Origin of the sequence: Mesorhizobium sp. WSM4884, from assembly GCF_029625675.1 — a bacterium.
GTDB lineage: Bacteria > Pseudomonadota > Alphaproteobacteria > Rhizobiales > Rhizobiaceae > Mesorhizobium.
This window is the reverse complement of record NZ_JARTVO010000006.1, coordinates 160,360-185,626: the sequence shown is the minus strand read 5'-3', so window position 1 is coordinate 185,626 and position 25,267 is coordinate 160,360. Positions and strand designations below refer to the sequence as shown.

General features: G+C 64.1%; 27 protein-coding genes. 14 read left to right on the top strand and 13 right to left on the bottom strand.

What is annotated here, in order from left to right:
• Positions 1-47: 47 nt before the first annotated feature.
• Entirely contained in the window at positions 48-605 is a 558-nt protein-coding gene (locus P9236_RS12100) for a GNAT family N-acetyltransferase (RefSeq protein ID WP_278074847.1), read from the top strand.
• Positions 606-634: 29 nt separating this feature from the next.
• Here the strand turns inward: P9236_RS12100 and P9236_RS12095 are convergent, their stop codons facing one another.
• Positions 635-1,021 (bottom strand): DUF983 domain-containing protein, encoded by a 387-nt coding sequence (locus tag P9236_RS12095; RefSeq protein ID WP_278074846.1) that lies wholly within the window; start codon positions 1,019-1,021, stop codon positions 635-637.
• A 111-nt stretch (positions 1,022-1,132) separates the two neighbouring features.
• On the opposite strand from P9236_RS12095, the gene P9236_RS12090 reads away from it, so the two are divergent.
• Complete coding sequence (locus tag P9236_RS12090; RefSeq protein WP_278074845.1) at positions 1,133-2,509, top strand: PLP-dependent aminotransferase family protein; 1,377 nt, start codon at positions 1,133-1,135, stop codon at positions 2,507-2,509.
• Between the two features lie 30 nt (positions 2,510-2,539).
• Here P9236_RS12090 and P9236_RS12085 read toward each other — a convergent pair whose 3' ends face one another.
• The 3 genes from P9236_RS12085 to P9236_RS12075 form a co-directional block, all read right to left on the bottom strand.
• On the bottom strand, positions 2,540-3,721 hold the full coding sequence (locus P9236_RS12085) for an MFS transporter (RefSeq protein ID WP_278074844.1): 1,182 nt from the start codon (positions 3,719-3,721) through the stop codon (positions 2,540-2,542).
• Positions 3,722-3,801: 80 nt separating this feature from the next.
• Positions 3,802-4,059, bottom strand: coding sequence for a DUF2061 domain-containing protein (locus tag P9236_RS12080; RefSeq protein WP_278074843.1), 258 nt, complete (start codon positions 4,057-4,059; stop codon positions 3,802-3,804).
• A 77-nt stretch (positions 4,060-4,136) separates the two neighbouring features.
• On the bottom strand, positions 4,137-5,801 hold the full coding sequence (locus tag P9236_RS12075; RefSeq protein WP_278074842.1) for a Na/Pi cotransporter family protein: 1,665 nt from the start codon (positions 5,799-5,801) through the stop codon (positions 4,137-4,139).
• A gap of 363 nt (positions 5,802-6,164) precedes the next feature.
• Between P9236_RS12075 and P9236_RS12070 the strand changes: the two genes are divergently transcribed.
• The 7 genes from P9236_RS12070 (at position 6,165) to P9236_RS12040 (ending at position 13,205) form a co-directional block, all read left to right on the top strand.
• Positions 6,165-6,527 carry an RcnB family protein gene (locus tag P9236_RS12070; protein ID WP_278074841.1) on the top strand — a complete coding sequence of 121 codons (363 nt, stop codon included), beginning with the start codon at positions 6,165-6,167 and terminating at the stop codon, positions 6,525-6,527.
• A 137-nt stretch (positions 6,528-6,664) separates the two neighbouring features.
• Complete coding sequence (gene dnaG / locus P9236_RS12065; protein ID WP_278074840.1) at positions 6,665-8,617, top strand: DNA primase; 1,953 nt, start codon at positions 6,665-6,667, stop codon at positions 8,615-8,617.
• A 365-nt stretch (positions 8,618-8,982) separates the two neighbouring features.
• A complete protein-coding gene (rpoD, locus tag P9236_RS12060) occupies positions 8,983-11,013 on the top strand; it encodes an RNA polymerase sigma factor RpoD (protein WP_278074839.1) in 2,031 nt (676 codons plus the stop codon).
• A 208-nt stretch (positions 11,014-11,221) separates the two neighbouring features.
• Positions 11,222-11,515 carry a GYD domain-containing protein gene (locus P9236_RS12055; RefSeq protein WP_278074838.1) on the top strand — a complete coding sequence of 98 codons (294 nt, stop codon included), beginning with the start codon at positions 11,222-11,224 and terminating at the stop codon, positions 11,513-11,515.
• A 77-nt stretch (positions 11,516-11,592) separates the two neighbouring features.
• Complete coding sequence (locus P9236_RS12050; RefSeq protein ID WP_278074837.1) at positions 11,593-11,973, top strand: DCC1-like thiol-disulfide oxidoreductase family protein; 381 nt, start codon at positions 11,593-11,595, stop codon at positions 11,971-11,973.
• Positions 11,974-12,121: 148 nt separating this feature from the next.
• Positions 12,122-12,802 (top strand): PadR family transcriptional regulator, encoded by a 681-nt coding sequence (locus tag P9236_RS12045; protein WP_278074836.1) that lies wholly within the window; start codon positions 12,122-12,124, stop codon positions 12,800-12,802.
• A 112-nt stretch (positions 12,803-12,914) separates the two neighbouring features.
• Positions 12,915-13,205 (top strand): HlyU family transcriptional regulator, encoded by a 291-nt coding sequence (locus P9236_RS12040; protein ID WP_278074835.1) that lies wholly within the window; start codon positions 12,915-12,917, stop codon positions 13,203-13,205.
• 76 nt (positions 13,206-13,281) lie between these two features.
• On the opposite strand, the gene P9236_RS12035 is transcribed toward P9236_RS12040, so the two are convergent.
• Both P9236_RS12035 and P9236_RS12030 read right to left on the bottom strand, forming a co-directional pair.
• A complete protein-coding gene (locus P9236_RS12035) occupies positions 13,282-14,214 on the bottom strand; it encodes a 3-keto-5-aminohexanoate cleavage protein (protein WP_278074834.1) in 933 nt (310 codons plus the stop codon).
• A gap of 326 nt (positions 14,215-14,540) precedes the next feature.
• Positions 14,541-15,179 (bottom strand): FMN-dependent NADH-azoreductase, encoded by a 639-nt coding sequence (locus P9236_RS12030; RefSeq protein WP_278074833.1) that lies wholly within the window; start codon positions 15,177-15,179, stop codon positions 14,541-14,543.
• Between the two features lie 111 nt (positions 15,180-15,290).
• On the opposite strand from P9236_RS12030, the gene P9236_RS12025 reads away from it, so the two are divergent.
• The gene (locus tag P9236_RS12025) at positions 15,291-16,238 is read left to right on the top strand and encodes a LysR family transcriptional regulator (protein WP_278074832.1); all 948 of its coding nucleotides are present in this window, start codon (positions 15,291-15,293) and stop codon (positions 16,236-16,238) included.
• 108 nt (positions 16,239-16,346) lie between these two features.
• Here P9236_RS12025 and P9236_RS12020 read toward each other — a convergent pair whose 3' ends face one another.
• On the bottom strand, positions 16,347-17,291 hold the full coding sequence (locus P9236_RS12020) for a trypsin-like peptidase domain-containing protein (protein WP_278074831.1): 945 nt from the start codon (positions 17,289-17,291) through the stop codon (positions 16,347-16,349).
• Positions 17,292-17,517: 226 nt separating this feature from the next.
• On the opposite strand from P9236_RS12020, the gene P9236_RS12015 reads away from it, so the two are divergent.
• Positions 17,518-18,393 carry a S1C family serine protease gene (locus P9236_RS12015; protein ID WP_278074830.1) on the top strand — a complete coding sequence of 292 codons (876 nt, stop codon included), beginning with the start codon at positions 17,518-17,520 and terminating at the stop codon, positions 18,391-18,393.
• A gap of 8 nt (positions 18,394-18,401) precedes the next feature.
• The gene (locus tag P9236_RS12010; RefSeq protein WP_278074829.1) at positions 18,402-19,040 is read left to right on the top strand and encodes a LuxR C-terminal-related transcriptional regulator; all 639 of its coding nucleotides are present in this window, start codon (positions 18,402-18,404) and stop codon (positions 19,038-19,040) included.
• A gap of 9 nt (positions 19,041-19,049) precedes the next feature.
• Here the strand turns inward: P9236_RS12010 and P9236_RS12005 are convergent, their stop codons facing one another.
• Together P9236_RS12005 and P9236_RS12000 are read right to left on the bottom strand one after the other, a co-directional pair.
• A complete protein-coding gene (locus tag P9236_RS12005; protein WP_278074828.1) occupies positions 19,050-19,439 on the bottom strand; it encodes a type II toxin-antitoxin system VapC family toxin in 390 nt (129 codons plus the stop codon).
• Positions 19,436-19,702 (bottom strand): type II toxin-antitoxin system VapB family antitoxin, encoded by a 267-nt coding sequence (locus P9236_RS12000; protein WP_278074827.1) that lies wholly within the window; start codon positions 19,700-19,702, stop codon positions 19,436-19,438. The genes P9236_RS12005 and P9236_RS12000 overlap by 4 nt, the downstream gene beginning before the upstream one ends.
• 157 nt (positions 19,703-19,859) lie before the next feature.
• Between P9236_RS12000 and P9236_RS11995 the strand changes: the two genes are divergently transcribed.
• Entirely contained in the window at positions 19,860-20,726 is an 867-nt protein-coding gene (locus tag P9236_RS11995; protein WP_278074826.1) for an NAD(P)-dependent oxidoreductase, read from the top strand.
• Here P9236_RS11995 and P9236_RS11990 read toward each other — a convergent pair.
• The 4 genes from P9236_RS11990 to P9236_RS11975 form a co-directional block, all read right to left on the bottom strand.
• Positions 20,723-21,016 carry a type II toxin-antitoxin system RelE/ParE family toxin gene (locus P9236_RS11990; protein WP_278074825.1) on the bottom strand — a complete coding sequence of 98 codons (294 nt, stop codon included), beginning with the start codon at positions 21,014-21,016 and terminating at the stop codon, positions 20,723-20,725. The two genes, P9236_RS11995 and P9236_RS11990, sit on opposite strands and share 4 nt — an antisense overlap.
• Positions 21,013-21,249, bottom strand: coding sequence for a type II toxin-antitoxin system ParD family antitoxin (locus tag P9236_RS11985; RefSeq protein ID WP_278074824.1), 237 nt, complete (start codon positions 21,247-21,249; stop codon positions 21,013-21,015). Before P9236_RS11985 ends, P9236_RS11990 begins: the two co-directional genes overlap by 4 nt.
• Positions 21,250-21,314: 65 nt before the next feature.
• Complete coding sequence (locus tag P9236_RS11980; RefSeq protein ID WP_278074823.1) at positions 21,315-21,830, bottom strand: TIGR00645 family protein; 516 nt, start codon at positions 21,828-21,830, stop codon at positions 21,315-21,317.
• A 367-nt stretch (positions 21,831-22,197) separates the two neighbouring features.
• Positions 22,198-24,528 (bottom strand): OmpA family protein, encoded by a 2,331-nt coding sequence (locus P9236_RS11975; RefSeq protein WP_278074822.1) that lies wholly within the window; start codon positions 24,526-24,528, stop codon positions 22,198-22,200.
• Between the two features lie 195 nt (positions 24,529-24,723).
• Here P9236_RS11975 and P9236_RS11970 point away from each other — a divergent pair, with 195 nt between their 5' ends.
• Complete coding sequence (locus P9236_RS11970) at positions 24,724-25,170, top strand: YcgN family cysteine cluster protein (RefSeq protein WP_278075001.1); 447 nt, start codon at positions 24,724-24,726, stop codon at positions 25,168-25,170.
• Positions 25,171-25,267: the final 97 nt, after the last annotated feature.

Sequence of the window (25,267 nt, the reverse complement as noted above, 5' to 3'; positions counted from 1 at the left end):
TCCGTGCCGCGGCTATGCCTGCCGGGTCTGCAAGAGGACACCGGATCATGGTCGAAATCGTCAAGCCCGCGCTCGAACATCTGCCGTCCTACAAGTCAGCGCTGGAGCGCGGCTGGTCGCCGGACAATGTGCGGCTCCTGGAAGCGACGCGTGAGCAGCTCGCGGCCATCGAGGAAGACCCGGTGGCATTTCTCGCCGGTCTTGACGACCCAGAGGCGAAAGGGCCGCCGATCACATTGCCGGACGGCACGACCGTGCCACGCCTGCCGGGTTTCCGGCGCTGGATCTGGGATGGCGAGATGGCCGGCTCGATCGGGCTTCGCTGGCAGAAGGGCACGTCGGCGTTGCCCTCGCATGTGCTCGGCCATATCGGCTACGCCGTGGTGCCCTGGAAGCGAGGCCGCGGCTACGCGACTGAAGCGCTGCGGCTGATGCTGGAAGAGGCGAGGGCGGTGGGTCTCGACCATGTCGAGATCACCGCAAAGCCCCACAACCCGACCTCCCAAAAGGTGATCACGGCCAATGGCGGCAGGCTGGTCGGCCGCTTCTTCGAGGATGCCGCCTATGGCGGGGCGGAAAGCCTCAAATTCCGGATCGATCTTTAGACCCCGTCGCGGCAAGGGGTGCCGGTGCGCTACTCGCCGGGCCTGGCCAGCCGCCCTTCTTCGGCCTTGTAGTAGAACTGGCTGGCGACAAGCCAGCCTTTCAGCGGCCGGAGCGGCGGAATGCAGGTCGCCAGAATTATCGGCACCGAAACGAAGGCGTGGAACCACATGGAAGGCTCGAAGGTCACCTGGGCCCAGACGGCGAACAGCACGGAGGGCACACAGGCAAAGCAGATGACGAAGAAGGCCGGGCCATCGGCGGGATCGGCAAACGAATAGTCGAGCCCGCAGACGTCGCATTTCGGCGCCAGCTTCAGAAATCCGTCGAACAACCGGCCCTTCCCACAACGCGGGCAGCGGCCACGGATGCCAACCCGCCAGGGGTCGAGGTGGGGATAGTGCGCGTAATCTTGCATGGTCGTCACTCCAGGGACCTCGCATGGCATTTCGATCGGCCTTGAGGTCACCAACGCATACTAGTATCATGATTGTATGCATACAATGCGACAAAATGTATGGATCGCAGGATGAACGACGAGAGCGACCTCAGCTGGCTTTCTCCCTTGGAGGAAGGCCCTCGGCCGATCTATCTCAAAATTGTCGATGCCCTTGCTGCCGCCCGCTCGATCGGCCGGCTGCAGCCTGGGGACAGGCTGCCGCCGCAGCGGGAGCTTGCCCGCTCCCTTGGCGTGGATCTGACCACGGTCACCAGGGCGTTCACCGAAGCCCGGCGCAGGAACCTGATCGATGCAACGGCCGGTCGCGGCACCTTCGTCACGCCCGGCGAGCCGGAAGAGCCGATCCTCGATCTGAGCATGAACATTCCGCCGGCGCCCTCGGGTCTCAGCCTGCCGGTATTGATCAGGAGCGGCATAGAAGGGCTGCTCAAACGTTCAAGCGCGGAAGCGCTGCTTTCCTACCATCCCGGCCCGGGTTCACCCGCCGAACGCGCCGCCGCCTCGTTATGGCTCGCCGCAACCGGCGACAGGCTGCCGGTCGAACGCGTGGCTGTCGGGTCGGGGGCGCAGGCGCTGCTCGCGGCCGTCCTTCTGTCGCAAACCCGCGAGGGCGATACGATCCTCACCGACACGCTGACCTATCCCGGCCTGATCGCGCTGGCGGAGACCACGGGCCGGAAGCTGACCGGTGTCGGCCGTGACGATAGCGGCATGCGTCCCGACCATCTGGAGGAAGCGGCGCGACGACACGGCGCGCGCGTCCTCTATGTCAACCCGACGCTCCACAATCCCACCGCGCTCACCATGCCGGAGGGCCGGCGCCGGGAAATTGCGCGGATGGCGGGCAAACTTGGCCTGATGGTCGTCGAGGACGATCCCTACAGTCCACTGCAAACCACTTCCCCGCCGGGCTTCCTCAGTCTGGCGCCGGAGCGGACTTTCCATGTGGCGACATTGGCGAAATGCATCTCGCCATTCCTGCGTACCGCTTTCCTTGCCGCGCCCAACGTGCAGGCCGTCGAGCGGATCGCGGCGGCAATCCGGGGCATCACCATGATGGCGCCGCCGCTGATGACGGGTCTCGCCTGCGAGTGGGTGCGAAGCGGCTTGGCCGGCGAGATCACGGGCGCGGTGCGAGCCGAGGCGGAGGCCAGGCAGAAGATCGCGCGCAAGATCCTGCCGGCGGGTTTCGCCTCGACGCAAACGAGCCTGCATTTGTGGTATCCGCTGGAGGGGCGGCCGCGCTCGTCAGAGCTTGGCGATGTGGCCAGGCGCCGCGGATTGGCCATCAGTCCAGCGGAGGAGTTTTCCGTCGTGCCCGGCATAGCCGACGGCTTGCGCCTGGCGCTGGGCGCCGCATCCAGCCGCGAAAGGCTGGAGGAGGGCCTGCGCAGTTTGCTGTCGATCCTTGCCGGTCGCTTCGAAATCTCGTCAGCTCCGGTTTGATCCAGTCAGGCCGGCGACGGAGCGGCGGCCCTACTCCGCCGCGGCCGGCAGCGGCGGCGTCGCGCGGCTGCGCCATTCCCACGCCTGCGAGGCGAGCGCGACGACTACGGCCACCAGCATGGCGAGCGCTCCGGCAACCGGCAGGCTGCGATAGCCGAAGCCGGCATTGAGCATTGCCGCGCCCAGCGATGCGGCGAGCGCGATGCCTACGTTGAAGCCGGACGGGATGAGCGAGGAAGCCAGGTTAGACGCGTCCGCCGTCCAGGAGAGGATGCGGGTCTGGATCGGCGCGCCGATGGCGAAGTTGAGGCCGCCCCAGATGACGATGGCGACGATCATCGGCACCGGATAGGGGCTGACGGCGTAGATGACGCCAAGCATCACCGCCTGCAGGAAAAGCATGGTGATCAGCGACGGCATCAGCTTCCAGTCGGCGAGCTTGCCGCCCAAAAGAACGCCGATCGTGGCGCCGACGCCGTTGAGCAGCAGCACGAAGGGGATCAGGCTCTCGTCGAGGCCGGTGATTTCGAGCAGCGTCGGCGTGATATAGGTGAAGAGGCCGAACTGGCCGATCATCAGCATCAGCATCAGGATGAGCGAGGTCCAGACCTGCTGGCGGCCGAGCACGCGCACTTCACGCGCCAGGCCGGCGGGCCGGTTGGCTGCGCCCGCGGTGCGCAGCAGCAGCGCGGCCATGGCGATGATCGCGACGATGCCCAGCGCGCACATCACCCAGAAGGTCGCGCGCCAGCCCCAGAGACCGCCGATCGCGGTGCCGACCGGCACGCCGATGACGTTGGAGACGGTCAGTCCCGAGAGGATGACCGCCACAGCCCGACCGCGCTGATCCTCGCGCACCAGGCCGACCGCGACGACCATGGCGACGCCGAAATAGCAGCCATGCGCCACGGCGGTCGCGACACGCAGCAGAAGCATCGAAGTGAAATCGGGCGCCAGCGCGCAGGCGGCCTGGCCAAGGGTGAAGGCGATCGTCAGCCCGATGAGCAGCGCCTTGCGCGAGACCCTGCTGGTGGCGAGCGCCAGCAGCGGACCGCCTATGGCGATGCCGCAAGCGTAGCCGGAGACGAGATAGCCGGCAGTGGGAACGGACACGCCGAGCCCTTGCGCCACCTCCGGCAGCACGCCGGCGATGACGAACTCAGTCGTGCCGAAAGCGAAGGCGGCAATGAAAAGGGCAACTAGCGGCAGCATGGCGCAAAGGGTTGGTTTGAATGCCGGGCGTCAAACCACGGATGCGCGCTGCCGGCAATGAAGAAATTGTCGATGCCGCTTTAGCTTTTCTTGACCAGGCCCAGCTCTGCCTCGGTCGCCGGGGACGAGGCCGGCTTCCCGTGCCTGCCGTAAGGAATTTTCAGCCATGCTCGCTCATGAAGGTAGAAGAGCAGCGATTTGGTGACAACTTCAGTGCCGCCGATGGCTACAGCGAGCTTAATGCTTCCAGTCACCACGAGGGAGATGATCATCGTGTCGATCGTGCCGGTTGCGCGCCAGGAAAGCGCCTTGACGAAGCTGCGCGAATGGGTGTCCATCGACTAAATCATCCTCCCGTTGGGCCTCGGATGTTCCTTAGCCGACGCATGCGAGGATGAGCAAAGACTAAATTTTGTCAGCCCGCTTTGAGCCGCGAGCCGCCGAGCAGGCCGCGTTCCTCGAGCACGGGATAAGCCATGGAGGCGAGCAGCGAGTTGATCTGCTTGAGGTCGCGGATGGTGTCGAGGTGGATGGAACTGGTCTCGACGCTTTTGGCGGTGCCGTCGCGCAGCCTCACGAAATGGCTGGCGCTCGTCTCTTTCTCGCGCTCGCGCAGCAGGTCCTTCTCCAACACCAGTTGCCGGGCTGTTTCCGGGTCGCGCGAGACCAGCACGTTGAAGGCTAGCCGCGCATTGGCGAGCACCGAGGCATGGAAGGCGAAGAGCTCGCGCCAGCCTTCGGGCGTGAACTCCAGTCCACGCTCGAGCTTCTTCCTGACATGCACCAGCATGTTGCGCACGATGATGTCGCCGACCTGCTCCAGCTTGACGCAGGCGCCGATCAGTTCCTGGCAGCGTAGCGCCTCGTCCTCGCTGAGCGGGTTCTTCGTCACCTTGGCGAGATAGAGCTTTATCGCCGCGTGCTTTTTGTCGACTCGGTCATCGAGGGCGGCCAGCGCCTTGATCTTGTCGCCGTCGGCGCTCTCGTAGAGCTCGATGATGCGCTTCAGCATGATCTCGACCGTCTCGCAGACCCGCACCACCTCGCGCGTGGCATTGGCCAGTGCCTGGCTCGGCGTGTCGAGCGCGCTCTCGTTCAGCGCCGACAATTCGACAACGTCGAGCGCTGCCGCGGGTTCGGGCTTCGCGCCGAGCGCCACGATGCTTTCGGAGGCACGGTAGACGAGGCCGGCGAGCGGCAGGCCAGCCAGCAGGATGACCACGTTGAACAGGATGTGCGCGTTGACGAGCTGGTCCGGCCCGGTCGCGCCGAGAAAGCCGACCGGCGGCTTCACCGTCATGAACAGGATCAGCATGATCAGCGAGCCCATACCGCGCATCAGGAGGTTGCCGACCGGCACGACGCGGACACCGGGATCGGCATTACGGGTCAGCAACGGCGCGATGATCGAGGAGCCGAGATTGACGCCGAGCACCAGCACGATGCCGAGCTCCGGCGGGATGAAGCCGCGGCCGGCCAGCGTCACCATCAACAGCACAGCGGCGATGGAGGAGTGGAACAGCCAGGTGACGAGTGCCGCCAAAAGATAGGCGGTGATGGGATCGCCGGAGAAATAATTGACGATCATCGGCATCAGCGTGCTCTGGCGCAGCGGCTCCGAGGCCTGACCGATCATCTCCAGCGAGAGCAGCAGCAGGGCAATGCCGACCAGGATGCGGCCGAACTGGCGCCAGTCGCGCCGTTCCGTAGCCATGAACATAACCGTTCCGGCGACGAGGCAGACCGGCACCAGAAGCGACAGGTCGAACGTCAACAGCTTGACGACAAGCGCCGAGCCGATCTCGGCGCCGCGCACGGCAAGCTGCCCGGCGGCACCCGATACGATGCCGGCGCCGGCGAAGGAGCCGACCAGCAGCGTGACGGCGGTGGAGCTCTGCAAGGCGATCGCGAGACCGCAGCCGGCCAGCACCGCCATCAGCGGATTGCGCATCGTGGCGCGCAGCCTGTGGCGCAGCACGTCGCCGTAGGCGCGCTCGACACCCGTCTTCACCATACGGGTGGCAAACAGCATCAGCGCCACCGCGCCGGCGAGATGCAGAAGGACGACGGATCCGCTCATGCCGAACCCCGCGGCGAGGCGGCAAGGAAGCGGAAAAGGGTACGAATCGCGAGCATTTCGAAGGTCGAGACTACAGCAGTTTACATTAGCCGGATAATAAATTTTGCCCGATTCGGCCGACGTTCGGCACGCGACGGCGTGTGTCGGAAATGGATAGAGGGCACATTGGTTGCATGTCGCCTGTGAATCGGGCGGCAGACTTCACGCGTATGCCTGGCCGATGATCTGCCTGGTCTCTGCAGGTTGTTGAAGCAGCTTATATAAGCATTGGAAATCATTACAGGATTGTAATCCTGACGTTCAGTTTCGGTTCATCCGGGCCCGGCTATCTCCTTGCCTATCGACAACCAAGGAGCACCGACCATGAAGCGTCTCATACTTTCCGTCGTCACTGCCTCGATGCTGGCCGCCTCGGCCCTCTCGGGCCAGGCCGCGTCGCTCAACCGGCCGAGCGCGCCGCAGTCGAACTACATCCAGGTCGACTGGCAGAAGCCGGGCGTCGTGAAGAAGAAGGTAGTGGTCAAGAAGAAGGTGGTGGTGAGGCGCAGCCATTGGCGCAGCGGCCAGAGATATTCCAACTGGAAGCGCCATCAGGCGGTGCGCGACTGGAACCGTTACGGTCTGCGCCGTCCCGGTCCCGGCCAGGAGTGGATCCGCGTCGGCAACGACTATCTTTTGGTCAGCATCGTCTCCGGCATCATCTTCGGCGCAATCGCCGCGCACTGACCCGGCAACGGTCCGAACACCAAGAAGGCGGCCGCTTGGCCGCCTTCTTTTTGGCTGTGAAAAGCGGGTACGATGGGCTTTAACGAGTCGTCGCGCCCGGACGGCTTGATTATATGGAGGCAAACGAGCCTTTCCCGATGCGCTTTCCGCCCGCCTTCCTCGACGAGATACGCGACCGCGTGCCGATTTCCTCGGTCATCGGCCAGCGCGTCTCCTGGGACAGGAAGAAGTCCAACGCATCGCGCGGCGATTTCTGGGCATGCTGCCCGTTCCACGGCGAGAAGAGCCCGTCCTTCCACTGCGAGGACAAGAAAGGGCGCTACCATTGCTTCGGCTGCTCGGTCTCGGGCGACCATTTCAAGTTCCTGACCGAGCTCGACGGCATGAGCTTTCCCGAAGCGGTCGAAAAGATCGCCGAGATGGCCGGCGTGCCGATGCCGGTGCGCGATGCCGCCGAGGAGCGGCGCGAGAAGGAACGCGCCAGCCTGACCGACGTCATGGAGATGGCGACCGTCTTCTTCCAGGAGCGGCTGCAGGGACCGGAAGGGGCAAAAGCCCGCGCCTATCTGTGCGACCGCGGCCTGACGCCGGCGACACAGCAGTCCTTCCGGCTCGGCTATGCGCCGGACAGCCGCAACGCGCTGAAAGAATATCTTGCCGCCAGGGGCGTGCCGAAGGCCGATATCGAGGCCTGCGGGCTGGTGCGGCACGGCGACGACATCCCGGTCTCCTACGACTGGTTCCGCGACCGCATCATGTTTCCGATCCCGGATTCGCGTGGGCGGATCATCGCCTTTGGCGGACGCGCGCTGGCGCCGGACGCGCTTGCGAAATACATGAACTCGCCTGAGACCGAGCTCTTCCACAAGGGCAATGTGCTCTACAATTTCGCCCGCGCGCGCAAAGCGGTAGCGAAGGGCGGCACGGTGATCGCCGTCGAAGGCTATATGGACGTGATCGCGCTGGCGCAGGCCGGCTTCGAGAACGTCGTGGCGCCGCTCGGCACCGCGCTCACCGAAAACCAGCTCGAGCTCTTGTGGCGCATGGCCGGCGAACCGGTGCTTTGCTTCGACGGCGACCAGGCCGGGCTGAAGGCAGCTTGGCGCGCCGCGGACCTCGCGCTGCCGGCGATCCAGCCCGGACGCTCGGCGCGCTTTGCGCTGCTGCCCGAAGGCAAGGATCCGGACGACCTCGTCAAGATGGACGGTCCGGACGCCTTTCGCGCGGTGCTGGCGGAAGCGAGACCGCTTGCCGATCTTTTGTGGATGCGCGAGACGGCCGGCGGCGTCTTCGACACGCCGGAGCGGCGGGCGGAGCTCGAAAAGGCGCTGCGCGAGCTCACCGGCCGCATCCGCGACGAAAGCCTGCGCTACCACTATCAACAGGAGATGCGCGAGCGCGTCTTGAGCTTCTTCGGCTCGCAGCGCGGCGCGCGGCAAGGCCATCAGGGGGGGCGCCAGGACGGTCGGCTGGGCGAGCGTGGCAGAGGTTCGGCGCCAGGCGGGGCGTTTGGCCGAGGCGCTGCCGGCGCACGCGCCGCCATCACCGAAAGCCTCGGCCGCTCGGCGCTGGTCAAGCGGACGGGCGAAGCCATGTCGGTGCGCGAAGCGACGATCATCGTGGCGCTGGTCAACCATCCGCCACTGATCGACGAGAATTTCGCGCATGTCGAATTCCTCGACCTGGCCAATTCGGATTTGCGGCGGCTGCACGCCGCCATCCTCGACGCGATGGCGCATGACGCGGCCGACCACCGCGACGCGGTGATCGCGACCATCGAGCGCGCCGGCTGCGGCAGCATCTGGGAGCGTGCGGTCGCGCTGATCAAGCGCGCAAGGCAGTGGCCGGCGCTCGAAACCGCCGGCCTTGACGATGCCCGCGACGCCTTCAACCAAGCGCTGCACTTGCAGCGCAGCGCGCGCACCTTACATAGGGAGCTGAAACAGGCGCAGGCGGCGCTCGATGCAGACCCTTCGGATGAAAACTTCCGGCATCTCGTCGAGATTCAAGCGCAATTCAACGATGTACAGGCAACGGAAGCGCTGATCGAAGGGTTCGGCGTTTCCTCAGGCAGGGCTGGACGCGTTTAGTTCAGCCGGCCGCGAAAATGAAGTGGAAATGCGCAGGCGCGTCGAATCGACGCCTCTAAGTCGGGTAATTGATTCGCTTTTTTCATGCGAATCATGCCAGAGGCGCTTGACCTTCTGGCAGATTGGCGGAATCAGGACGATTCGAAACGTTAACCGTGCCCCGGCGTCGGCGGGAAATTTTGAGCGATGTGAGGTGCTGGTGACTGGACAGGCAAAAGGCCTGCCACAGATACCAGGGTTAATCTGGACTTAACGAGAGATGCGGTTACTGGCCCGGTAAGAAGCGTTCTGGTGCGAGCGCATCCGGTATGACCGGTTCCGGCAGCTTACGCGGTCGACACTAGGCCGCTTGGAGACGACAAAGAATGGCGACAAAGGAAAAGGAAGAGGTCGAGACCGAACGCGAAGGCGCCACCGATGGCCCTCTGCTCGACCTTTCCGATGATGCTGTCAAGAAGATGATCAAGGCCGCCAAGAAGCGCGGCTATGTGACCATGGACGAGCTGAACTCGGTGCTGCCTTCGGAGGAAGTGACCTCCGAGCAGATCGAGGACACGATGGCCATGCTGTCCGACATGGGCATCAACGTCGTCGAGGACGACGAGCAGGGCGAGGAGGCAGAAGCGGCCGACTCGGGTGCCGATTCCGACGAAGATGCCAACGAGCTTGCCGAGCAGACCGGCACTGCCGTCGCCACCACGACCGCCAAGAAAGAGCCGACCGATCGCACCGACGATCCGGTGCGCATGTATCTGCGCGAGATGGGCTCGGTCGAGCTTCTGTCGCGCGAGGGCGAAATCGCGATCGCCAAGCGTATCGAGGCCGGCCGCGAAACGATGATCGCGGGCCTGTGCGAAAGCCCGCTCACCTTCCAGGCGATCATCATCTGGCGCGACGAGCTCAACGAATCGAAGATCCTGCTGCGCGAGATCATCGACCTCGAGGCGACCTATGCCGGCCCCGAGGCCAAGCAGGCGCCGGTCGTCGAACGCGTCGAGGAAGCCGCCAAGCCCGAGGAAAAGCCGCGCGGCCGCGCGGTGGCGCGCGACGAAGAGGACGACATCACCAATGTCGGCGGCGACACGCGTGGGCTCGAAGAAGAGGAAGACGACGAGGACGAGGCAAGCCTGTCGCTGGCCGCGATGGAAGCGGAACTGCGTCCGCAGGTGATGGAGACGCTCGACGTCATCGCCGACACCTACAAGAAGCTGCGCAAGCTGCAGGACCAGCAGGTCGAGAACCGCCTCGCCGCCGCCGGCACGCTTTCGCCCAGCCAGGATCGCCGGCTGAAGGAGCTGAAGGACCAGCTCATCAAGGCGGTGAAGTCGCTGTCGCTCAACACCGCGCGCATCGAAGCGCTGGTCGAGCAGCTCTACGACATCAACAAGCGCCTGGTGCAGAACGAGGGCAAGCTGCTTCGCCTCGCCGAAAGCTACGGCGTGCGCCGCGAGGAGTTCCTCAAGGAATATCAGGGCTCGGAACTCGATCCGAACTGGACGCGCTCGATCGCCAATTTGACGTCGCGCGGCTGGAAGGAATTCACCAAGAACGAGAAGGACGCGATCAAGGAGCTGCGTGCCGAGATCCAGAGCCTCGCCACCGAGACCGCGATCTCGATCCTGGAATTCCGCAGGATCGTGAACCAGGTGCAGAAGGGTGAGCGCGAAGCCGCGATCGCCAAGAAGGAAATGGTGGAGGCGAACCTTCGCCTCGTCATCTCGATCGCCAAGAAATACACCAACCGCGGCCTGCAGTTCCTCGACCTGATCCAGGAAGGCAATATCGGCCTGATGAAGGCGGTCGACAAATTCGAATACCGCCGCGGCTACAAGTTCTCGACCTACGCGACGTGGTGGATCCGGCAGGCGATCACCCGCTCGATCGCCGACCAGGCGCGCACCATCCGCATTCCGGTGCATATGATCGAGACGATCAACAAGATCGTGCGCACCTCGCGCCAGATGCTGCACGAGATCGGCCGCGAGCCGACGCCGGAGGAACTGGCCGAGAAGCTCGCCATGCCGCTGGAAAAAGTGCGCAAGGTGCTGAAGATCGCCAAGGAGCCGATCTCGCTCGAGACCCCCGTGGGCGACGAGGAGGATTCGCATCTCGGCGACTTCATCGAGGACAAGATGGCGATCCTGCCGATCGATGCGGCGATCCAGGCCAATCTGCGCGAGACGACGACGCGCGTGCTCGCCTCGCTCACCCCGCGTGAAGAGCGCGTGCTCAGAATGCGCTTCGGCATCGGCATGAACACCGACCATACGCTGGAAGAGGTCGGCCAGCAGTTCTCGGTCACCCGCGAGCGCATCCGCCAGATCGAGGCCAAGGCGCTGCGCAAGCTCAAGCATCCGAGCCGCTCGCGCAAGCTGAGAAGCTTCCTCGACAGCTGATACGAAAATCACTGGACAGGCAAAATCAAAAGGGCGTCTTGGGCGCCCTTTTTTGCGTCTCCAGCCATAGCATTGCCTTGCCGGGGCTGCCCGACAGGAGTTTAATTTCGAGGTCGGATGCATTTCTGGGCGACAAGCCGGATGCCCGCCCCGGCGTCGGCCGTAACGGCCAGGCGCCGCGCTCCGTGGCACCGGAGGGAGGTGTGTCATGACGACTTACATCATGCTGATCAACTGGACGGAGCAGGGCGCCAGGAACGTACGTGAGTCGCCGAAGCGGCTCGATGCCGCCAAGAAGCAGCTGAGCGAGATGGGCGGTTCGTTCAAGGCGTTTTATCTGACCATGGGCGAGTGCGACATGGTGGCCGTGGTCGAGGCTCCGGACGATGCGGTGCTCGCCCGTTTCGCGCTGATGCTGTCGTCGGGCGGCAGTGTTCGAACGCGCACGCTCAAGGCCTTTCCGGAATTCGCCTATCGCGAGATCATCACCTCGCTCGGGTGAAGCGGCGACGGAGACAAGGCTCCATTGGAGCTGCGCGTCACATTGCGATGCCACACCGCGTCGCCGATAGTCGCGCGATGTCCAAGCTTCGGCTCACCGTCTGGTACAACACGCGCTGCCCGGTCTGCGATGCCGGCATCAGGCGTCAAAGGCGGCGGCTGGTCGATGCGGTCAAGGCCGGCCGCGTCGAATTCCGCGACATCAATTTCGAGCCGGCGGCGCTGGCCGAACATGGCGCCTCGCTTGAGGACATCCGCCGCCGGCTGCATGCGACCGATGCCGAGGGCAGGTTGCTGGTGGGCGCCGACGTGGCGGTCGCGGTCTGGCGGATAACGCCGGGCGAAAGCTGGCTGGCGTCACTGCTGGGCAACCCGATCGCGCTGCCGCTGACGCGCCTTGCCTATGATCGTTTCGCCGATCTGCTCTACGCCTGGAACCGCCGCAAGGGCCGCTGGTAGTCCTCTTCGGCTTTAGCTTGCTGATCTTTATTTCGATCGAGCGGCACTCCCGCAGTTTCTTCTCGATACATCGTAAGATATATCTTGACTCCCCGAGGGCTGCGACTTAATTAAGATATATCGTAAGATAGAACTCAAGGAGCAATCCATGCACAAGCAAAACCATTTCGGGCATAACCATTTCGGCGAGCGCATGTTCATGCATATGGCCGGCCGTTTCGGCGGCCGCGGCGGCGGCTTCGGTCCGTTCGGCCACGGCATGCGCGGCGGCGGCCGCGGCGGCCCGGGCGACATGTTCCGCGCCGGCCGCATGCTGGCCGATGGCGATCTCAAGCTGATCACGCTGTCGCTTCTGGCCGAGGCGCCGCGCCACGGCTACGACATCATCAAGGCGCTGGAGGAGCGCACCAGCGGCATCTACAGCCCGAGCCCGGGCGTGGTCTATCCGACCCTGACCTTCCTCGAGGAAGCGGGCTATGCCGTCTCGTCCAGCGAGGGCAACAAGAAGGTGTTCTCGATCACCGAGGCGGGCAGGGCGCATCTCGAGGAAAACCGCGAGATGATCGATAACGTGCTCGATCACCTTGAGCGTTTCGGCCGCAAGATGGCCAAGGCGCGGGACTGGTTCGGCTGGAACGACGAGGGCGAGGATGGCCGACGCGGTCGCCATGAAAGGCGGGATGAAAAGCGCGACCGGTTCCGCGCGCTGCGCCACCGGCTGCGTGCGGCGCTCAGCGATATCGTCGATGCGAGCGAAGACAAGCAGGCCGAGGCGATCAGCATCCTGGAAGACGCCGCGGCGGCGCTCGAGGCGCTGTCTCGCCGCTGAGCGGCGACCGGTTCCCCGGGCGGGTATTGCCCGCCAAGCCAACGACCGCTACTGAAAATCGTCCTGCAACGCGCTATGTGATGCAGGACGATTGCCGTTGGAGGATACTGAAATGTCTTTTCTGAAACGTCTTTTCGGCGGCGGCGGCGAGGCAACGGATACCGGAGCCGCGAAGCCGGCAAAGCAGGTCGAGCACAAGGGATTCCTGATCAGCGCCACGCCCTACAAGGCCGACGGCCAGTACCAGACCTGCGGCGTCGTCTCCAAGGAAGTGGACGGCGTAATGAAGGAGCACCGCTTCATCCGCGCCGACCGTTTCGCCGGGCTGGACGACGCCGTCGACATCTCGATCAAGAAGGGCATGCAACTCGTCGACGAGCAGGGCGAGAGGATGTTCGGGTAGGCGCTGCCTTTCAGCAGCTACTGCGATAGCGTTTCTCGATCCGATTGATCCGGACCGAGCTCATCGCCATCTCTCGCTAGAACGAGACCTTGTCGCCGCCCTTGAGCTGCAGGATCTGGCGCGCCTCGTCGGGCGTGGCGATCGAGGCGCCGAGGCCTTCGATGATCTGGCGAACCTTGGTCACCTGTTCGGCGCTCGAGCGGGCGAGCTGGCCTTTGCCGATCCATAGCGAGTCCTCCAGGCCGACCCGCACGTTGCCGCCGAGCGCGATCGCCTGCGTGGCGATCGGCAGCTGGTGGCGGCCGGCGCCCAGCACCGACCAGTGATAGTCTTTGCCGAACAGCCGATCGGCCGTGCGCTTCATGTGGGCGACGTCTTCGGGGTGGGTGCCGATGCCGCCGAGGATGCCGAACACGCTCTGGACGAAGAACGGCGCCTTCACCAGGCCGCGGTCGACGAAATGCGCCAGCGTGTAGAGGTGCCCGATGTCATAGCACTCGATCTCGAAGCGCGTGCCATTGTCGGCGCAGGTGCGCAGTATGTGCTCGATGTCGCCGAAAGTGTTGCGGAAGATGCGGTCGCGCGAGCTTTCGAGGTAAGGTCGCTCCCAATCGTGCTCGAAGGTCTTGAAGCGCTCCAGCATCGGAAACAGCGCGAAATTCATCGAGCCCATGTTGAGCGAGGCGACCTCGGGCGCGAAGATCTTCGCCGGCTTGACGCGCTCTTCCACGCTCATCGTCGCGGCGCCGCCGGTGGTGATGTTGACGACGCAGTTGGAGCGCTGCTTGATGACCCGCAGGAACGGCGCGAACGCCTCGGTCGACTGGTCAGGGCGACCGTCGACCGGATTGCGGGCATGCAGATGGACGATCGCAGCACCGGCTTCGGCCGCCTCGATGGCCGCGGTGGCGATCTGCTCGGCCGTTACCGGTAGGTACGGCGACATTGACGGGGTATGGATCGATCCCGTGACCGCGCAGGTGATGATGATCTTGTTCTGGTTCGCCACTTTTTTGATGTCCTGCTCTCTTCGCTATTCGACCGCGCCCTACTTGACCGCCCCTTGGGTGATGCCGCAGATGAACTGCTTCGACAGCACGATATGGAGCAGCGTAATCGGCCGCGTCGCCAGTGTTCAGCCCGGTGAACGGCACCTCCAAGTCGGTGGTGAATTCGCCTGCGAACGCGGTCGGCCCCTGTGGCATTGTCTTCAAATTGTCGGAAGTGATCAGCACCAGCGGGAAGAAAAGGTCGTTCCAGATCGGTAGCGCCCGATGACATGCAGAAAGGCAGGCGCCCATCGGCGCCTGCCCTTTCTTATTCCTGGAACAGCGACTACGCGGCCACGGCGATCTGGTCCGCAGCCGCGGCAGCGATGGCGTCGACCTTGGCGGCCGCCTTAGCAAGCGCGGCGGTGACAGCGTCGGCGCCCATGCCGACGCCTTCGACGCGGATGACCTCGACGTCGGTCATGCCGAGGAAGCCAAGCACGCTGCGCAGGTAGGGAATGGCGTGATCCATCTGCACTGCGGCGCCTTCGGAATAGATGCCCCCGGAAGCGAGCACGATATAGACCTTCTTGCCGGTGACCAGGCCCTTCGGACCGTTCTCACCGTAAGCAAAGGTCCGGCCCGAGCGGGCGACGTGGTCGATCCACGACTTTAGCGTCGAGGAGATGTTGAAGTTGATGAAGCCGGTGGCGAGGATGATCGTGTCGGCCGCGAATACTTCGTCGAGCACGGCATCGGACACGCCGACCACCTCGGCCTGGCGCTGGCTGCGCGCTTCGGCGGGCGTGTAGATGCCGGTCGCGTAGTCGGGGTCGATATGCGGCAGCGGGTTGGCGACGAGATCGTGCACGACAAGCTTGGCCGACGGATCCGCGGCAAGCAGTTTCTGAGCAAGATCGGTGGCGACGCGGGTCGAATGCGAAGCGGCGCCGCGCGGGCTGGAGGTAACAAGCAAAATAGACATGGCGGTGTCCCCTTGGGGTTGGATTGAACTTTCCTCCCCCATATGGGATTGCCGCTTTATCGGGAAAACTGGTATAATTTGCATGGTATCCATCGAAAATATGGATTGATCATGCAGCCAAATCCGACGCTCGACCAATTGCAGATCCTGGTGGCCGTGGCCGACGCCGGCAGCTTCTCGGCCGCGGGGCGCAAGCTCAACCGGGCGCAGTCGGTGGTGAGCTACGGTATCGCCAATCTCGAAGCGCAACTCGGCCTGAAATTGTTCGAGCGGGAAGGCATGCGCGAGCCGCAGCTGACGGATGTCGGCAAGGCCATGCTGGAGGATGCAAGACGCATGATCGGCGTCCTGCAGCGCATCCGCTCGCGCGCCGACGGCTACCGGCAAGGCCTGGAGGCGGAAGTGACGGTATCGGTCGACGTGGCGCTGCCTTCGCCGGCGCTCGTGCGAGTGCTAAAGGCCTTCGAGGCCCAGTTCCCAGCGGTGATGCTGCGGCTTTACATCGGCTCACTCGGTCTGATCGTCGATCAGGTCGTCAACGGCCAGTCGGATCTTGGGTTTGGCGGGCTGATAGGTGATGCCGATGTCAATCTGCTGCGGATCGGCTACACCTCGATGGTACCGGCGGCGGCACCCGACCATCCGCTGGCGAAACTGCCGAAACCTGTCGCCATCGAGGATCTGCGCGAGCACATCCAGCTCGTCGTCTCCGACCAGTCGGAGCGGACGCGCGGCCGTGACTACGGCGTCTTTGCCTATCGCACCTGGCGGCTGACGGATGTGCGCACCAAGCATGCGCTGATGCGTGAGGGCCTGGGATGGGGCGGCCTGCCGCGCTGGCTGATTGCCGAAGATCTCGCCAGCGGCCGGCTGGTCGAGCTCGATCTCGAACCTTATCGCGAAGTGCGCTCGCCGCTCTATGCCATGCACCGCACCGATCGCAGCCCCAAGCCCGCCGCATCCTGGCTGATCGATGAATTCAAGCGCCAGCTCGGCTGCTTCAACGAAATGGAACCGGGCGTCTGGACAGAAGAGGGGCCGGAGACAAGCCGTCCATGAATGCCATCGCCGCGAACCACTCTATCTCTATGCTTTCACGCAATTCCGGACAGAAGGCTATGGCGAAGTCGCCGAGCCCGACCGCTTCATACTTTTCCTAGAATTGCCTTAGCTCCGCGCCACGGGGGTCACCACCACCTGGCTGACGCCGGAGCGGCGAACGACGGTGCAGAGCGTCCCGCGGCCGATGCGTTCGGCATCGAGCATGCGCACGAGATCATCGACGCCGGTGACCGGCCGGCCGTCTATTGCCGCGATGATGTCGCCTTCCGTCAGGCCTGCCTTCGCGGCGGGACCGTTCTTCTCGACGCTGCGCAGGCGCACCGCCGTGTTCGTGGTCACCTGCGACAGCAGCGCCGCGCGGCGCGGCAGGTTGGTGGTGTCGGCAGAGACGCCGATGAAGGCGCGGCGCACGCGGCCGAAGCGGATGATCTCGGAGATGACGAAATTGGCGGTGTTGGAGGCGACTGCGAAGGCGATGCCTTGCGCGCCGTGGATCATGGCCGTGTTGACGCCGATCACCTCGCCTGCCGACGACACCAGCGGCCCACCGGAATTGCCGGGGTTGAGCGCTGCATCCGTCTGGATGACGTCGTCGATCAGCCGGCCGGTCGAGGCGCGCATCGAGCGGCCGAGTGCGGAAACGACGCCGGCGGTGACGGTCCATTCGAAGCCCAGCGGATTGCCGATCGCGATCGCGATCTGGCCACGACGCAGGCGTTTGGAATCGCCGAGCGGCGCGACGTCGGCGAAGCTGCCGTCGGCGCGCACCAGCGCGATGTCGGTATCGGGGTCGCGGCCGAGCACATGGCCCTCGCGGTTGGCGCCGTCCGGCATCGTGACGCGCACGGCGCGCGCGTCGCCGACGACATGGAAATTGGTGACGACCAGCCCGTCCTGCGCGATGACGAAGCCAGAGCCGTGACCGCCGGCGCCGATGCGCTCGATGCGGCACACGGCCGGCCCGATGCGATCGACCGCATCGGCGACCGATGTCGAGTAGGCGTCGAGCAAGACATCGTCGGATTGGAGTTCTTCGGCGGCGAAGGCCATCGGCGGGCTCCCGTGTGGTCTAGCGAAATGATGTTTTTCCTGTGTGCGTGTCGTTCTCCCAAAACCACGCAGCACTTTTGGGCGACACGCACTATATGTGCGGAGCGGCTGCAATTGCCGCGACCTGACCATATGGCCAGTCGGGCAGCCGACTAGCCGTCAGGCGAGTACCCGAGGCGGCGCCGTGGCGCGATATCTGGGTCACAGAACCCAGGAGACGATTGATATGAGCAGCTTCAACCTCAGCGCCTTTTCCGATGCCATTGCCGACGTCGCGGCGACCGCCACGCCGGCTTTGGCGAGCTTTGTCACGCATCACCATCGCACCGCGAGCGCCTTTCATTGGCGCGACGGCTTCTTCGTCACCGCTGAGGAAGCGGTCGAGGCGGGCGAGGAGATCGAACTGACGCTGGCCTCGGGCGAAGCCGTGAAGGCCGAGCTTGTCGGCCGCGATCCTTCGACGGGCGTTGCCCTGCTGAAGCCGGCGTCGGCCGCTGCCGATCTGCCGCAACTGCCCCAGGCCGCCGCCGTGCGCCCGGGCAATGTGGCAATCGCCGTCGGCAATAGCGAAGGAGCCGCGTTAGCCGTGTTCGGCACGGTCGGCGAGGTCGGGCCGGCCTGGCGCTCGATGCGCGGCGGCACGATCGACCGGCGCATCAACCTCGCCATCAACACCGGGGGCCGCTTCGAGGGTGGCCCGGTGCTCGATGCCAAGGCCGGCCTGATCGGCATGCTGCTGTTCGGGCCACGCCGGCGGGCGCTGGTCATGCCTTACGAGACGATCGAGCGGGCGGCGGCGACGCTGCGCGAAAAGGGTCATGTACCGCGCGGCTATCTCGGCGCCGGGCTGCACCCGATCCGCAATGGCGACACGCACGGCGCCATGGTGATGAGCCTCGACGACAGCGGCCCGGCAAAAGCTGCCGGCCTGCATGTCGGCGACATCATCGTCGCCTGGAATGGCGAAGCGGTAGATGGGCCGCGCGAGCTGATCCGCAAGCTCGGGCCGGACAGCGCCGGCACCACGGTGACGCTCGGTGTCCTGAGCGGCGGCGCCGAGCGCGACGTCTCGATCACCGTCGGCGAGAAGCCGCTGAGCTGAGAGGGTCGATGCCAAGCAGCGCGGTACAAACGATCGCCCGACCGGAGCCGGCATCCCACCGGCTGACGGTGCTGATCGCGCTCGGCGATGCGGCGCGCGCCGAGCAGTTGGCCGACGCGCTCGCGAGCGACGGTCTGCTGCCGACGCTCGCCGGAAGCGGCATGAGTCAGGTGGCGGATGTCGCCTTGGTCGATGAAGCTGCTTTGGAAAGCCGGGCCGTGAGCCCGGCAACGCCGTGCGTGCTGCTGTCGCGGCGCGCCGGCCACGAACGGCCGGCAGGCAACGTGCTTGCGATGCTGCCTGCCTCCGCCGACGGCCAGCTGATTGCCGCTGCTTTGCGGCTGGCGGCGTCCGGCTACCGCGTCAGCAGGGTAGGGCAGTCAGAGGCACATGGCGATTTCCACGGAGAGCCGTCCGAGGACGAGACGCCTGACGACAACCAGCCTCGCGCGGCGTTGTCGCCGCGCGAGGCTGAAGTGCTGGCGCTGCTGGCGGAAGGCGCACCCAACAAGGTGATCGCCCGGCGGCTCAACATTTCCGTCCACACGGCGAAATTCCATGTCGCCGCGATCCTGATCAAGCTCGGCGCCGCCAACCGTACCGACGCGATCGCCATTGCCATGCGGCAAGGCCTGGTTCTGGTTTGACGCGTCCCGTCAGATTGCCGGTTCGATGTCGGTCAGCCGGAAATCGTCACCCTTGAACAGCAGCGGCATCGCTTCGAGCCGCGCCGTCGCATAGGCGATGCAGTCGCCGAAGTTCAACGCCGCCGGATGTCGGCCCTTGCCGTAGCGCAGGAAGGCCTGGCGCGCGACCGCAGCGTGGTCGGCTGTGAAGGCGATGGTCTCGATCGAAGCCGCGCGCAGGAAGGCGTCGAGCCGGTCCAGGATCTCGTCCTGCCATCCACCGGCGAGCACCATGCTGGTTTCGAGGAGGGTTGGCGCAGCAATCAAGCGTCTTGCGGCATCCGTGATCGCCTGCACGAAGCGATCATGGCCTGACTCGGCGCGGAGGATCGCGACCAGGGCCGACGAGTCGATGATCACCGCGTTGGAGCCCCATGTTCGTCATAGCCTAGGATCTCATTCTCGGTCATCGCATTTTCCCGTTTCGGGACCTGCGCGGCGCTGTCCGAAATTGCCATCAGCCGCTGGAAAAGGTCGCCGCTCTCGTTGCGAGGTACCAGCCGCTCGCGCGCCACCTCACGCTCGAGGCTCTGACGGATCGCTTCCGTCACCGATACGCTACGGCGGCGGGCAAGCTCCCGCGCCAACCGCTCGACATCCATGTTCTTGATCGACAGCGCCATTCTATATTCTACCTTGCAATATAGAATATATACTGCTTCGGCGGCCGAGCTGCAAGAACGGCGAGGCTCCGCAGCGTCACCACGGATTGGATGCACGGCCCTTGTGTCGGCGGGTTGGTGCGGGCAAGGATCGCGCCGACGAAGCAGGGAGGCAAATATGTCGCTCAAGGGAAAGACGCTGTTCATCTCGGGTGGATCGCGCGGCATTGGGCTGGCGATCGCCCTGCGCGCGGCGCGCGACGGCGCCAATGTGACGATCGCCGCCAAGACCGCCGAGCCGCATCCCAAGCTGCCGGGCACGATCTACACCGCGGCCGAGGAGATCGAGCAGGCCGGCGGCAAGGCGCTGCCGGTGCTCTGCGACATCCGCGATGAAGCTCAGGTCGCCGATGCGGTGGCAAAGGCCGTGGAACGGTTCGGCGGCATCGACATCTGCGTCAACAATGCCAGCGCCATCCAGCTTACCGGCACGCTAGAGACCGACATGAAGCGCTACGATCTGATGCACCAGATCAACACGCGCGGCACGTTCCTGGTCTCCAAAATGTGCATTCCGCACCTGAAGTTGGCCAAAAATCCTCACATCCTCAATCTGGCGCCGCCGCTCGACATGAAAGCCAAGTGGTTCAAGAACCATGTCGCTTACACCATGGCCAAGTTCGGCATGTCGATGTGCACGCTCGGCATGAGCGCCGAGTTCACCGGAGCCGGCATCGCCGTCAACTCGCTGTGGCCGATCTCGACCATCGACACGGCCGCCGTGCGCAATCTGCTGGGCGGCGCGACGGTCGTGGCGATGAGCCGCTCGCCCGACATCATGGCCGATGCGGCGCATGCGATCTTCCTGCGCCCGTCGCGCGAGGCGACCGGCAATTTCTACATCGACGAGGAGGTTCTGCGGGCCGAGGGCGTCACGGACTTTTCGGTCTATGCGCCGGGCGCCAAGGGGCCGCTGGCCGGCGACTTCTTCGTGCCGGACGAGGTGTTCGCCAATTCAGAAACGAAGATAACGCGTACGTTCTAAAGGTGCCTTGGATAGTCCATTTGTTGATGCAATATACGCACAACGTCAATGTATTGCTCGTTCATCCGCAGATAAACCACGTGAGAGCCGACAGCATATTTAAGCAGGCCAGGTCGGACGTCCGAGGCGTTTCGCGCTATTGCCGGAAACTGGTCTATCAGGGTAAGTATAGAGTGGATTGAGCGGACGTAGGCCTCGGCCCGCTCTGGGCCCCATCGGTCCAGTGAATAATTCCAGATGCCGTCGAAGTCTGCATTAGCCTTTGGCGAGAATCGGACCTCTCGTTTCATCCACGTTTCTTCGACCTGAGGAATACCTCGATGTCGAATGGCTCCGGACTGCCCGACATATCTCCTTCGTCGATAGCGCCGCGGAGTCGCTCGAGCCTCAGTTCTTCCTCTTCGAGGAGGCGAAGGCCTGCACGAACGGCTTCACTCGCAGAGCCGAAACGACCGTTTTCTATCTGCCGCCGGATGAAAGCGTCATACTGATCGCCAAGGGTAACGGACGTATTTTTGGGCACGGCTAAAGCTCCAATACCAATAAATGGTATCAACGCGACCTCACGCTGACAAGCCCCAGCGTATTTTACGTCTTGGCCTTCTTGCTTTTCGCCAGCGCCATCACCCGGTCGATATAGGCAAGCATCAACGCCGAAAGCACGAAGGCCAGATGCATGACGGTCAGCCACATAAGCTGCTCCGTCGTGTAGGAAGCGTGGTTGAGGAACACCTGCAGCAGGTGGATGGAGGAGATCGCGACGATGGTCGAGGCGACTTTCACCTTCAGCGATCCGACGTCGATCGTGCCCAGCCAGTGCACCTCGCCATCCTGCTCGTCGAAGCGGCTGACGAAATTCTCGTAACCCGAAATGATGACCATCACCACGAGCGAGGCGACGAGAGCCGCGTCGATCAGGCCGAGCATCTTCAGGATCGTGTCGGTGTCGCCGAGCGTGAAGGCGCTCATGACGAACTCGTAGAGCTTCTTGCCGAAGGAGAGCGCGTAAGTCGCCAGCGCCAAGCCGAGCCCCAGATAGAAGGCGACCAGCAGCCAACGTGAGGCAAGGATGACGGATTCGATGGCGAGTTCGAGACGCTTCATGAGATGTTCCGGGGTTGTTTCGCTCTGATTGTTTGTCTCTATCCAATTCCGGGACGGAAAACCGCTGCGCACTCTTCCTGGAATTGCTCTCCGAGGGTTCGATCGTATTTCGGGCAGGTGTGCTCTCTTTTCAAGAAAAAAGCCCCGCCGGAGAGGGGGGCCGGCGGGGCTCATGTGTCCCGCTGGAGTCGGGACGGGGCAGGGAACGCCCTGACTAAAATCTGGGTGCCGGAATGCGGCGATTCAATGAGCTCGGCGGAACAAGCGGGACAATTCTTCTTGAATTTGCAAGAGAAGGGACCCGTCCGGATCAGGGCGGGCCCCGTCTTGTCGTACTGATTCCGAAAATCGGGTCAGGATCTTGAAATCATTGCTCGTTGTTGCTCGCCACCGGCGCCACCAGCGAGGTGATGCGGCGGATGGCGACGCGGCGGTTCTCGCGGTTCGGGCCAGGCGTGTTGACCTTGAGATACTCCTCGCCATAGCCCTGCGTCGTGAGGTTCTCCGCGGGAATACCGAACGAGTTGGTGAGGGCTTCGGCGACCGCCTCGGCGCGTCGGTCCGACAGCGCGAGGTTCGCGTCGGGCGTGCCAACGGCGTCGGTATGGCCTTCGATCAGGAAGGTTTCCGCCGGGTTCTTCTTCAGAAGCTTTTCCATGGCGGTGGCCACGCCTTCGAGCTTCTGCACCTCGGTATCGGAAATCGTCGCCGAGCCGAAGTCGAAGTTCAGCGTGTCTAGATCGATGCGACGGGCGATGTCGCGCACGCGGGCCGAGCGCTTGACCTCGTCGATCGAGTAGAGGCGCTGCACCCTCTCCACCGGCGGCTGTTCGAGGAAGGTGTAATACTCGTCCGGATCCTCGACTTCCTCCGAATCCAGGATGTAGTCCCGGCGCGGGATGTCGAGCCGCATCGGCGGCAGATCGTCGCCGGGATCGCGCCATTCGTCGACATCGTTATAGTACCGCTCGTCGACATAGCTCAGCACATATTCGCGGCCATCCGGCGTAATGCGCGATCGCCGGATGACGTCGCCGTTGCGGTTGCGGATGGTGACGATCTGGATGCCGTTCTCGCGCTCGACGATTTCGCGGGTGCGGCCGCCCGAAAGATCCTCGTAGTACACATCCTTGGCGCCGCGCGTGATGCGAGGAGCCTCGTTGCTCTCCACGAATGTCTGGTTGTTGAACTGGAGGATCACGCGGTCGCCGAACTGCTTCACCACGTCGGCACCCTGCGGCCGGCGGCGCTCGCGGACAATCTCCTGGGGCGTGAGGTCGACGCGCTTGCCTTTTTCCTCGGTAGCAGGAACGATCCTTTCAGGCTGGATCGCCTGCTGCGCCGTCCTGTCGTCGGTGGGTGGCGGACCCTGATTGACGGGAGTCTGCTTCTCGGCCTGCTGGCCACCTTGCTGCCCGGCCTGGTTACCGCCTTGCTCGACCTGACCATTCTCGTTCTGGCCGGCCGGCTGGCGGCCCTTGTGCCTGCGCAAGACATCCTTCTGGCTGTCCAGGATGGGTGCCTCGTTCGGATTGGCAGGCGCTTCGCCTTGCGCGGCATTACCGCCATTCGCGGGCTGATTGTTGTTGGCAGGCTCTTCGCCCGTGGCAGGCTGCTGCTGGCCCGTTGCAGGCTGCTCGGTCAGCGGCTTCTTAGCCTGCCTCTTGTTCTGGTTCGAAGGCTGTTCGCCTTGGGCCGGCGCCTGCTCGGTTCCGGCCGGTGCCTGCTCGGTTCCCGGAACCGGCAAGGGCTTGAGCTTGCGAGTGCCCTGACCCGCGGGGGCCTGTTCGGCCGGGGTCTGGCCTTGCTCGGCAGGTAGTTGGCCCAGCTTCCGTTTCTTTTCAGGCTGGTTGTCATTTGCCGGCTGTTGTTCTGAGGGCTGTTCCGCAGGCGCGGCTTCCTGCTGCTGATTGAGCTTTCTCTTGCGCAGTTGCTGCTGCTGGTCGGGAGCGACCTGCTCGGCCGGAGCCGTCTCGCCTTGCTGCTGCTGATTGAGCTTCCTCTTGCGCAGTTGCTGCTGCTGGTCGGGAGCGACCTGCTCGGCCGGAGCCGTCTCGCCTTGTTGCTGCTGATTGAGCTTCCTCTTGCGCAGTTGCTGCTGCTGGTCGGGAGCGACTTGCTCGGCCGGAGCCGTCTCGCCTTGTTGCTGCTGACTGAGCTTCTTCTTGCGCAGTTGCTGCTGGTCCGGAGCGACCTGCTCGGTCGGTCGCTCAGCCGGCGCCGATTCGATCTGCTGCTGGTTGCGCTTCTTCTTGCGCGGCTGCTGCTCGTCGGTCGCAGGCTGCCCGCCCTGATCGGCAGGCGCCGCTTCGGACTGCTGCTGCTGGTCGCGCTTCTTGCGCGGCTTGAGCTGCTGCTCGGCCGGTGCTGCTTGTTCCCCCTGGCCGGATTCCGTCTGCTGCATCTCCTGCCGCTTCTTGCGCGGCTTCTGCTCGGGCTCGGCGGACTGTTCGGCCGGCGCGGATTCGGTCTGCTGTTGCTGCTCGCGCTTCTTTTTCCTCGGCTGCTCAGCCTGCTGGCCGCCGCCTTGCGCACAGTCCTCGGCCGATTGGCCTTCGGCGCAGTTCGACTGCGCCAGGATAAACGGCGTTCCCCGCGAGGTGCCGAAATCGGCGTGCAGCGGATACGCGCCCAACGGCGCGGATGCCATAAGCAGGCCGATTGCCGTACCCGCCAGAATCCGTGGTTGGCGTTTCATATCGATTTTCTCCTAGTGGGGTCCCATCCCTGCCCAAACTTTCAGTAACCGCAATTGGTTCCGTCGGGCATTGGCGCCAGCCAAGGACGCCTGGCCGGCCTTTTGAGGGCAATTTCGTGGTTTTCTAATGTTAACATCGGGTCACTATCACAGCAGCGCTTGACCGGAAGGCTCCGCAGCGCCAAATCCAGCCGCATGACCGCACCGTTCTGGAAAACCAAGACGCTGGAGGCGATGACACCGGCCGAGTGGGAATCACTCTGCGACGGTTGCGGCAAATGCTGCCTGTCAAAGCTCGAGGACGAGGATACGGGCGAGATCTACTGGACGAGCGTCGGCTGCCGGCTGTTCGACGCCGAAAAATGCCTCTGCTCGGATTATGCCAACCGCTTGGCGCGCGTGCCCGACTGCGTCGGGCTGACGCCGCAGAACGTGCGCACCATCACCTGGCTGCCCAAGACCTGCGCCTATCGGCTGATCGCGGAGGGGCATGACCTCTATTGGTGGCACAGGCTGGTTTCGGGAAGCGCGGAGACCGTGCACGAAGCCGGGATTTCGATCCGCGGCCGGGTGAAGGCCAAGGAAACCGATCTGGCCGAGCCGGACGACTATTTCGATTACATACTTGACGACGAACCCTAGTGGGTTCGCGGGTTGATGACGAACCCTGACGGGTTCGCATTTTGATGACGAACCACCAAAGGTTCGCATCTCTACTGGACGATGAATCCTGGCGGGT

Coding starts and splice junctions, on each gene's coding strand:
- P9236_RS12100 (WP_278074847.1), top strand. CDS start 48: ATGGTCGAAATCGTCAAGCCCGCGCTCGAACATCTGCCGTCCTACAAG.
- P9236_RS12095 (WP_278074846.1), bottom strand. CDS start 1,021: ATGCAAGATTACGCGCACTATCCCCACCTCGACCCCTGGCGGGTTGGC.
- P9236_RS12090 (WP_278074845.1), top strand. CDS start 1,133: ATGAACGACGAGAGCGACCTCAGCTGGCTTTCTCCCTTGGAGGAAGGC.
- P9236_RS12085 (WP_278074844.1), bottom strand. CDS start 3,721: ATGCTGCCGCTAGTTGCCCTTTTCATTGCCGCCTTCGCTTTCGGCACG.
- P9236_RS12080 (WP_278074843.1), bottom strand. CDS start 4,059: ATGGACACCCATTCGCGCAGCTTCGTCAAGGCGCTTTCCTGGCGCGCA.
- P9236_RS12075 (WP_278074842.1), bottom strand. CDS start 5,801: ATGAGCGGATCCGTCGTCCTTCTGCATCTCGCCGGCGCGGTGGCGCTG.
- P9236_RS12070 (WP_278074841.1), top strand. CDS start 6,165: ATGAAGCGTCTCATACTTTCCGTCGTCACTGCCTCGATGCTGGCCGCC.
- dnaG (WP_278074840.1), top strand. CDS start 6,665: ATGCGCTTTCCGCCCGCCTTCCTCGACGAGATACGCGACCGCGTGCCG.
- rpoD (WP_278074839.1), top strand. CDS start 8,983: ATGGCGACAAAGGAAAAGGAAGAGGTCGAGACCGAACGCGAAGGCGCC.
- P9236_RS12055 (WP_278074838.1), top strand. CDS start 11,222: ATGACGACTTACATCATGCTGATCAACTGGACGGAGCAGGGCGCCAGG.
- P9236_RS12050 (WP_278074837.1), top strand. CDS start 11,593: ATGTCCAAGCTTCGGCTCACCGTCTGGTACAACACGCGCTGCCCGGTC.
- P9236_RS12045 (WP_278074836.1), top strand. CDS start 12,122: ATGCACAAGCAAAACCATTTCGGGCATAACCATTTCGGCGAGCGCATG.
- P9236_RS12040 (WP_278074835.1), top strand. CDS start 12,915: ATGTCTTTTCTGAAACGTCTTTTCGGCGGCGGCGGCGAGGCAACGGAT.
- P9236_RS12030 (WP_278074833.1), bottom strand. CDS start 15,179: ATGTCTATTTTGCTTGTTACCTCCAGCCCGCGCGGCGCCGCTTCGCAT.
- P9236_RS12025 (WP_278074832.1), top strand. CDS start 15,291: ATGCAGCCAAATCCGACGCTCGACCAATTGCAGATCCTGGTGGCCGTG.
- P9236_RS12020 (WP_278074831.1), bottom strand. CDS start 17,291: ATGGCCTTCGCCGCCGAAGAACTCCAATCCGACGATGTCTTGCTCGAC.
- P9236_RS12015 (WP_278074830.1), top strand. CDS start 17,518: ATGAGCAGCTTCAACCTCAGCGCCTTTTCCGATGCCATTGCCGACGTC.
- P9236_RS12010 (WP_278074829.1), top strand. CDS start 18,402: ATGCCAAGCAGCGCGGTACAAACGATCGCCCGACCGGAGCCGGCATCC.
- P9236_RS12000 (WP_278074827.1), bottom strand. CDS start 19,702: ATGGCGCTGTCGATCAAGAACATGGATGTCGAGCGGTTGGCGCGGGAG.
- P9236_RS11995 (WP_278074826.1), top strand. CDS start 19,860: ATGTCGCTCAAGGGAAAGACGCTGTTCATCTCGGGTGGATCGCGCGGC.
- P9236_RS11990 (WP_278074825.1), bottom strand. CDS start 21,016: ATGAAACGAGAGGTCCGATTCTCGCCAAAGGCTAATGCAGACTTCGAC.
- P9236_RS11980 (WP_278074823.1), bottom strand. CDS start 21,830: ATGAAGCGTCTCGAACTCGCCATCGAATCCGTCATCCTTGCCTCACGT.
- P9236_RS11975 (WP_278074822.1), bottom strand. CDS start 24,528: ATGAAACGCCAACCACGGATTCTGGCGGGTACGGCAATCGGCCTGCTT.
- P9236_RS11970 (WP_278075001.1), top strand. CDS start 24,724: ATGACCGCACCGTTCTGGAAAACCAAGACGCTGGAGGCGATGACACCG.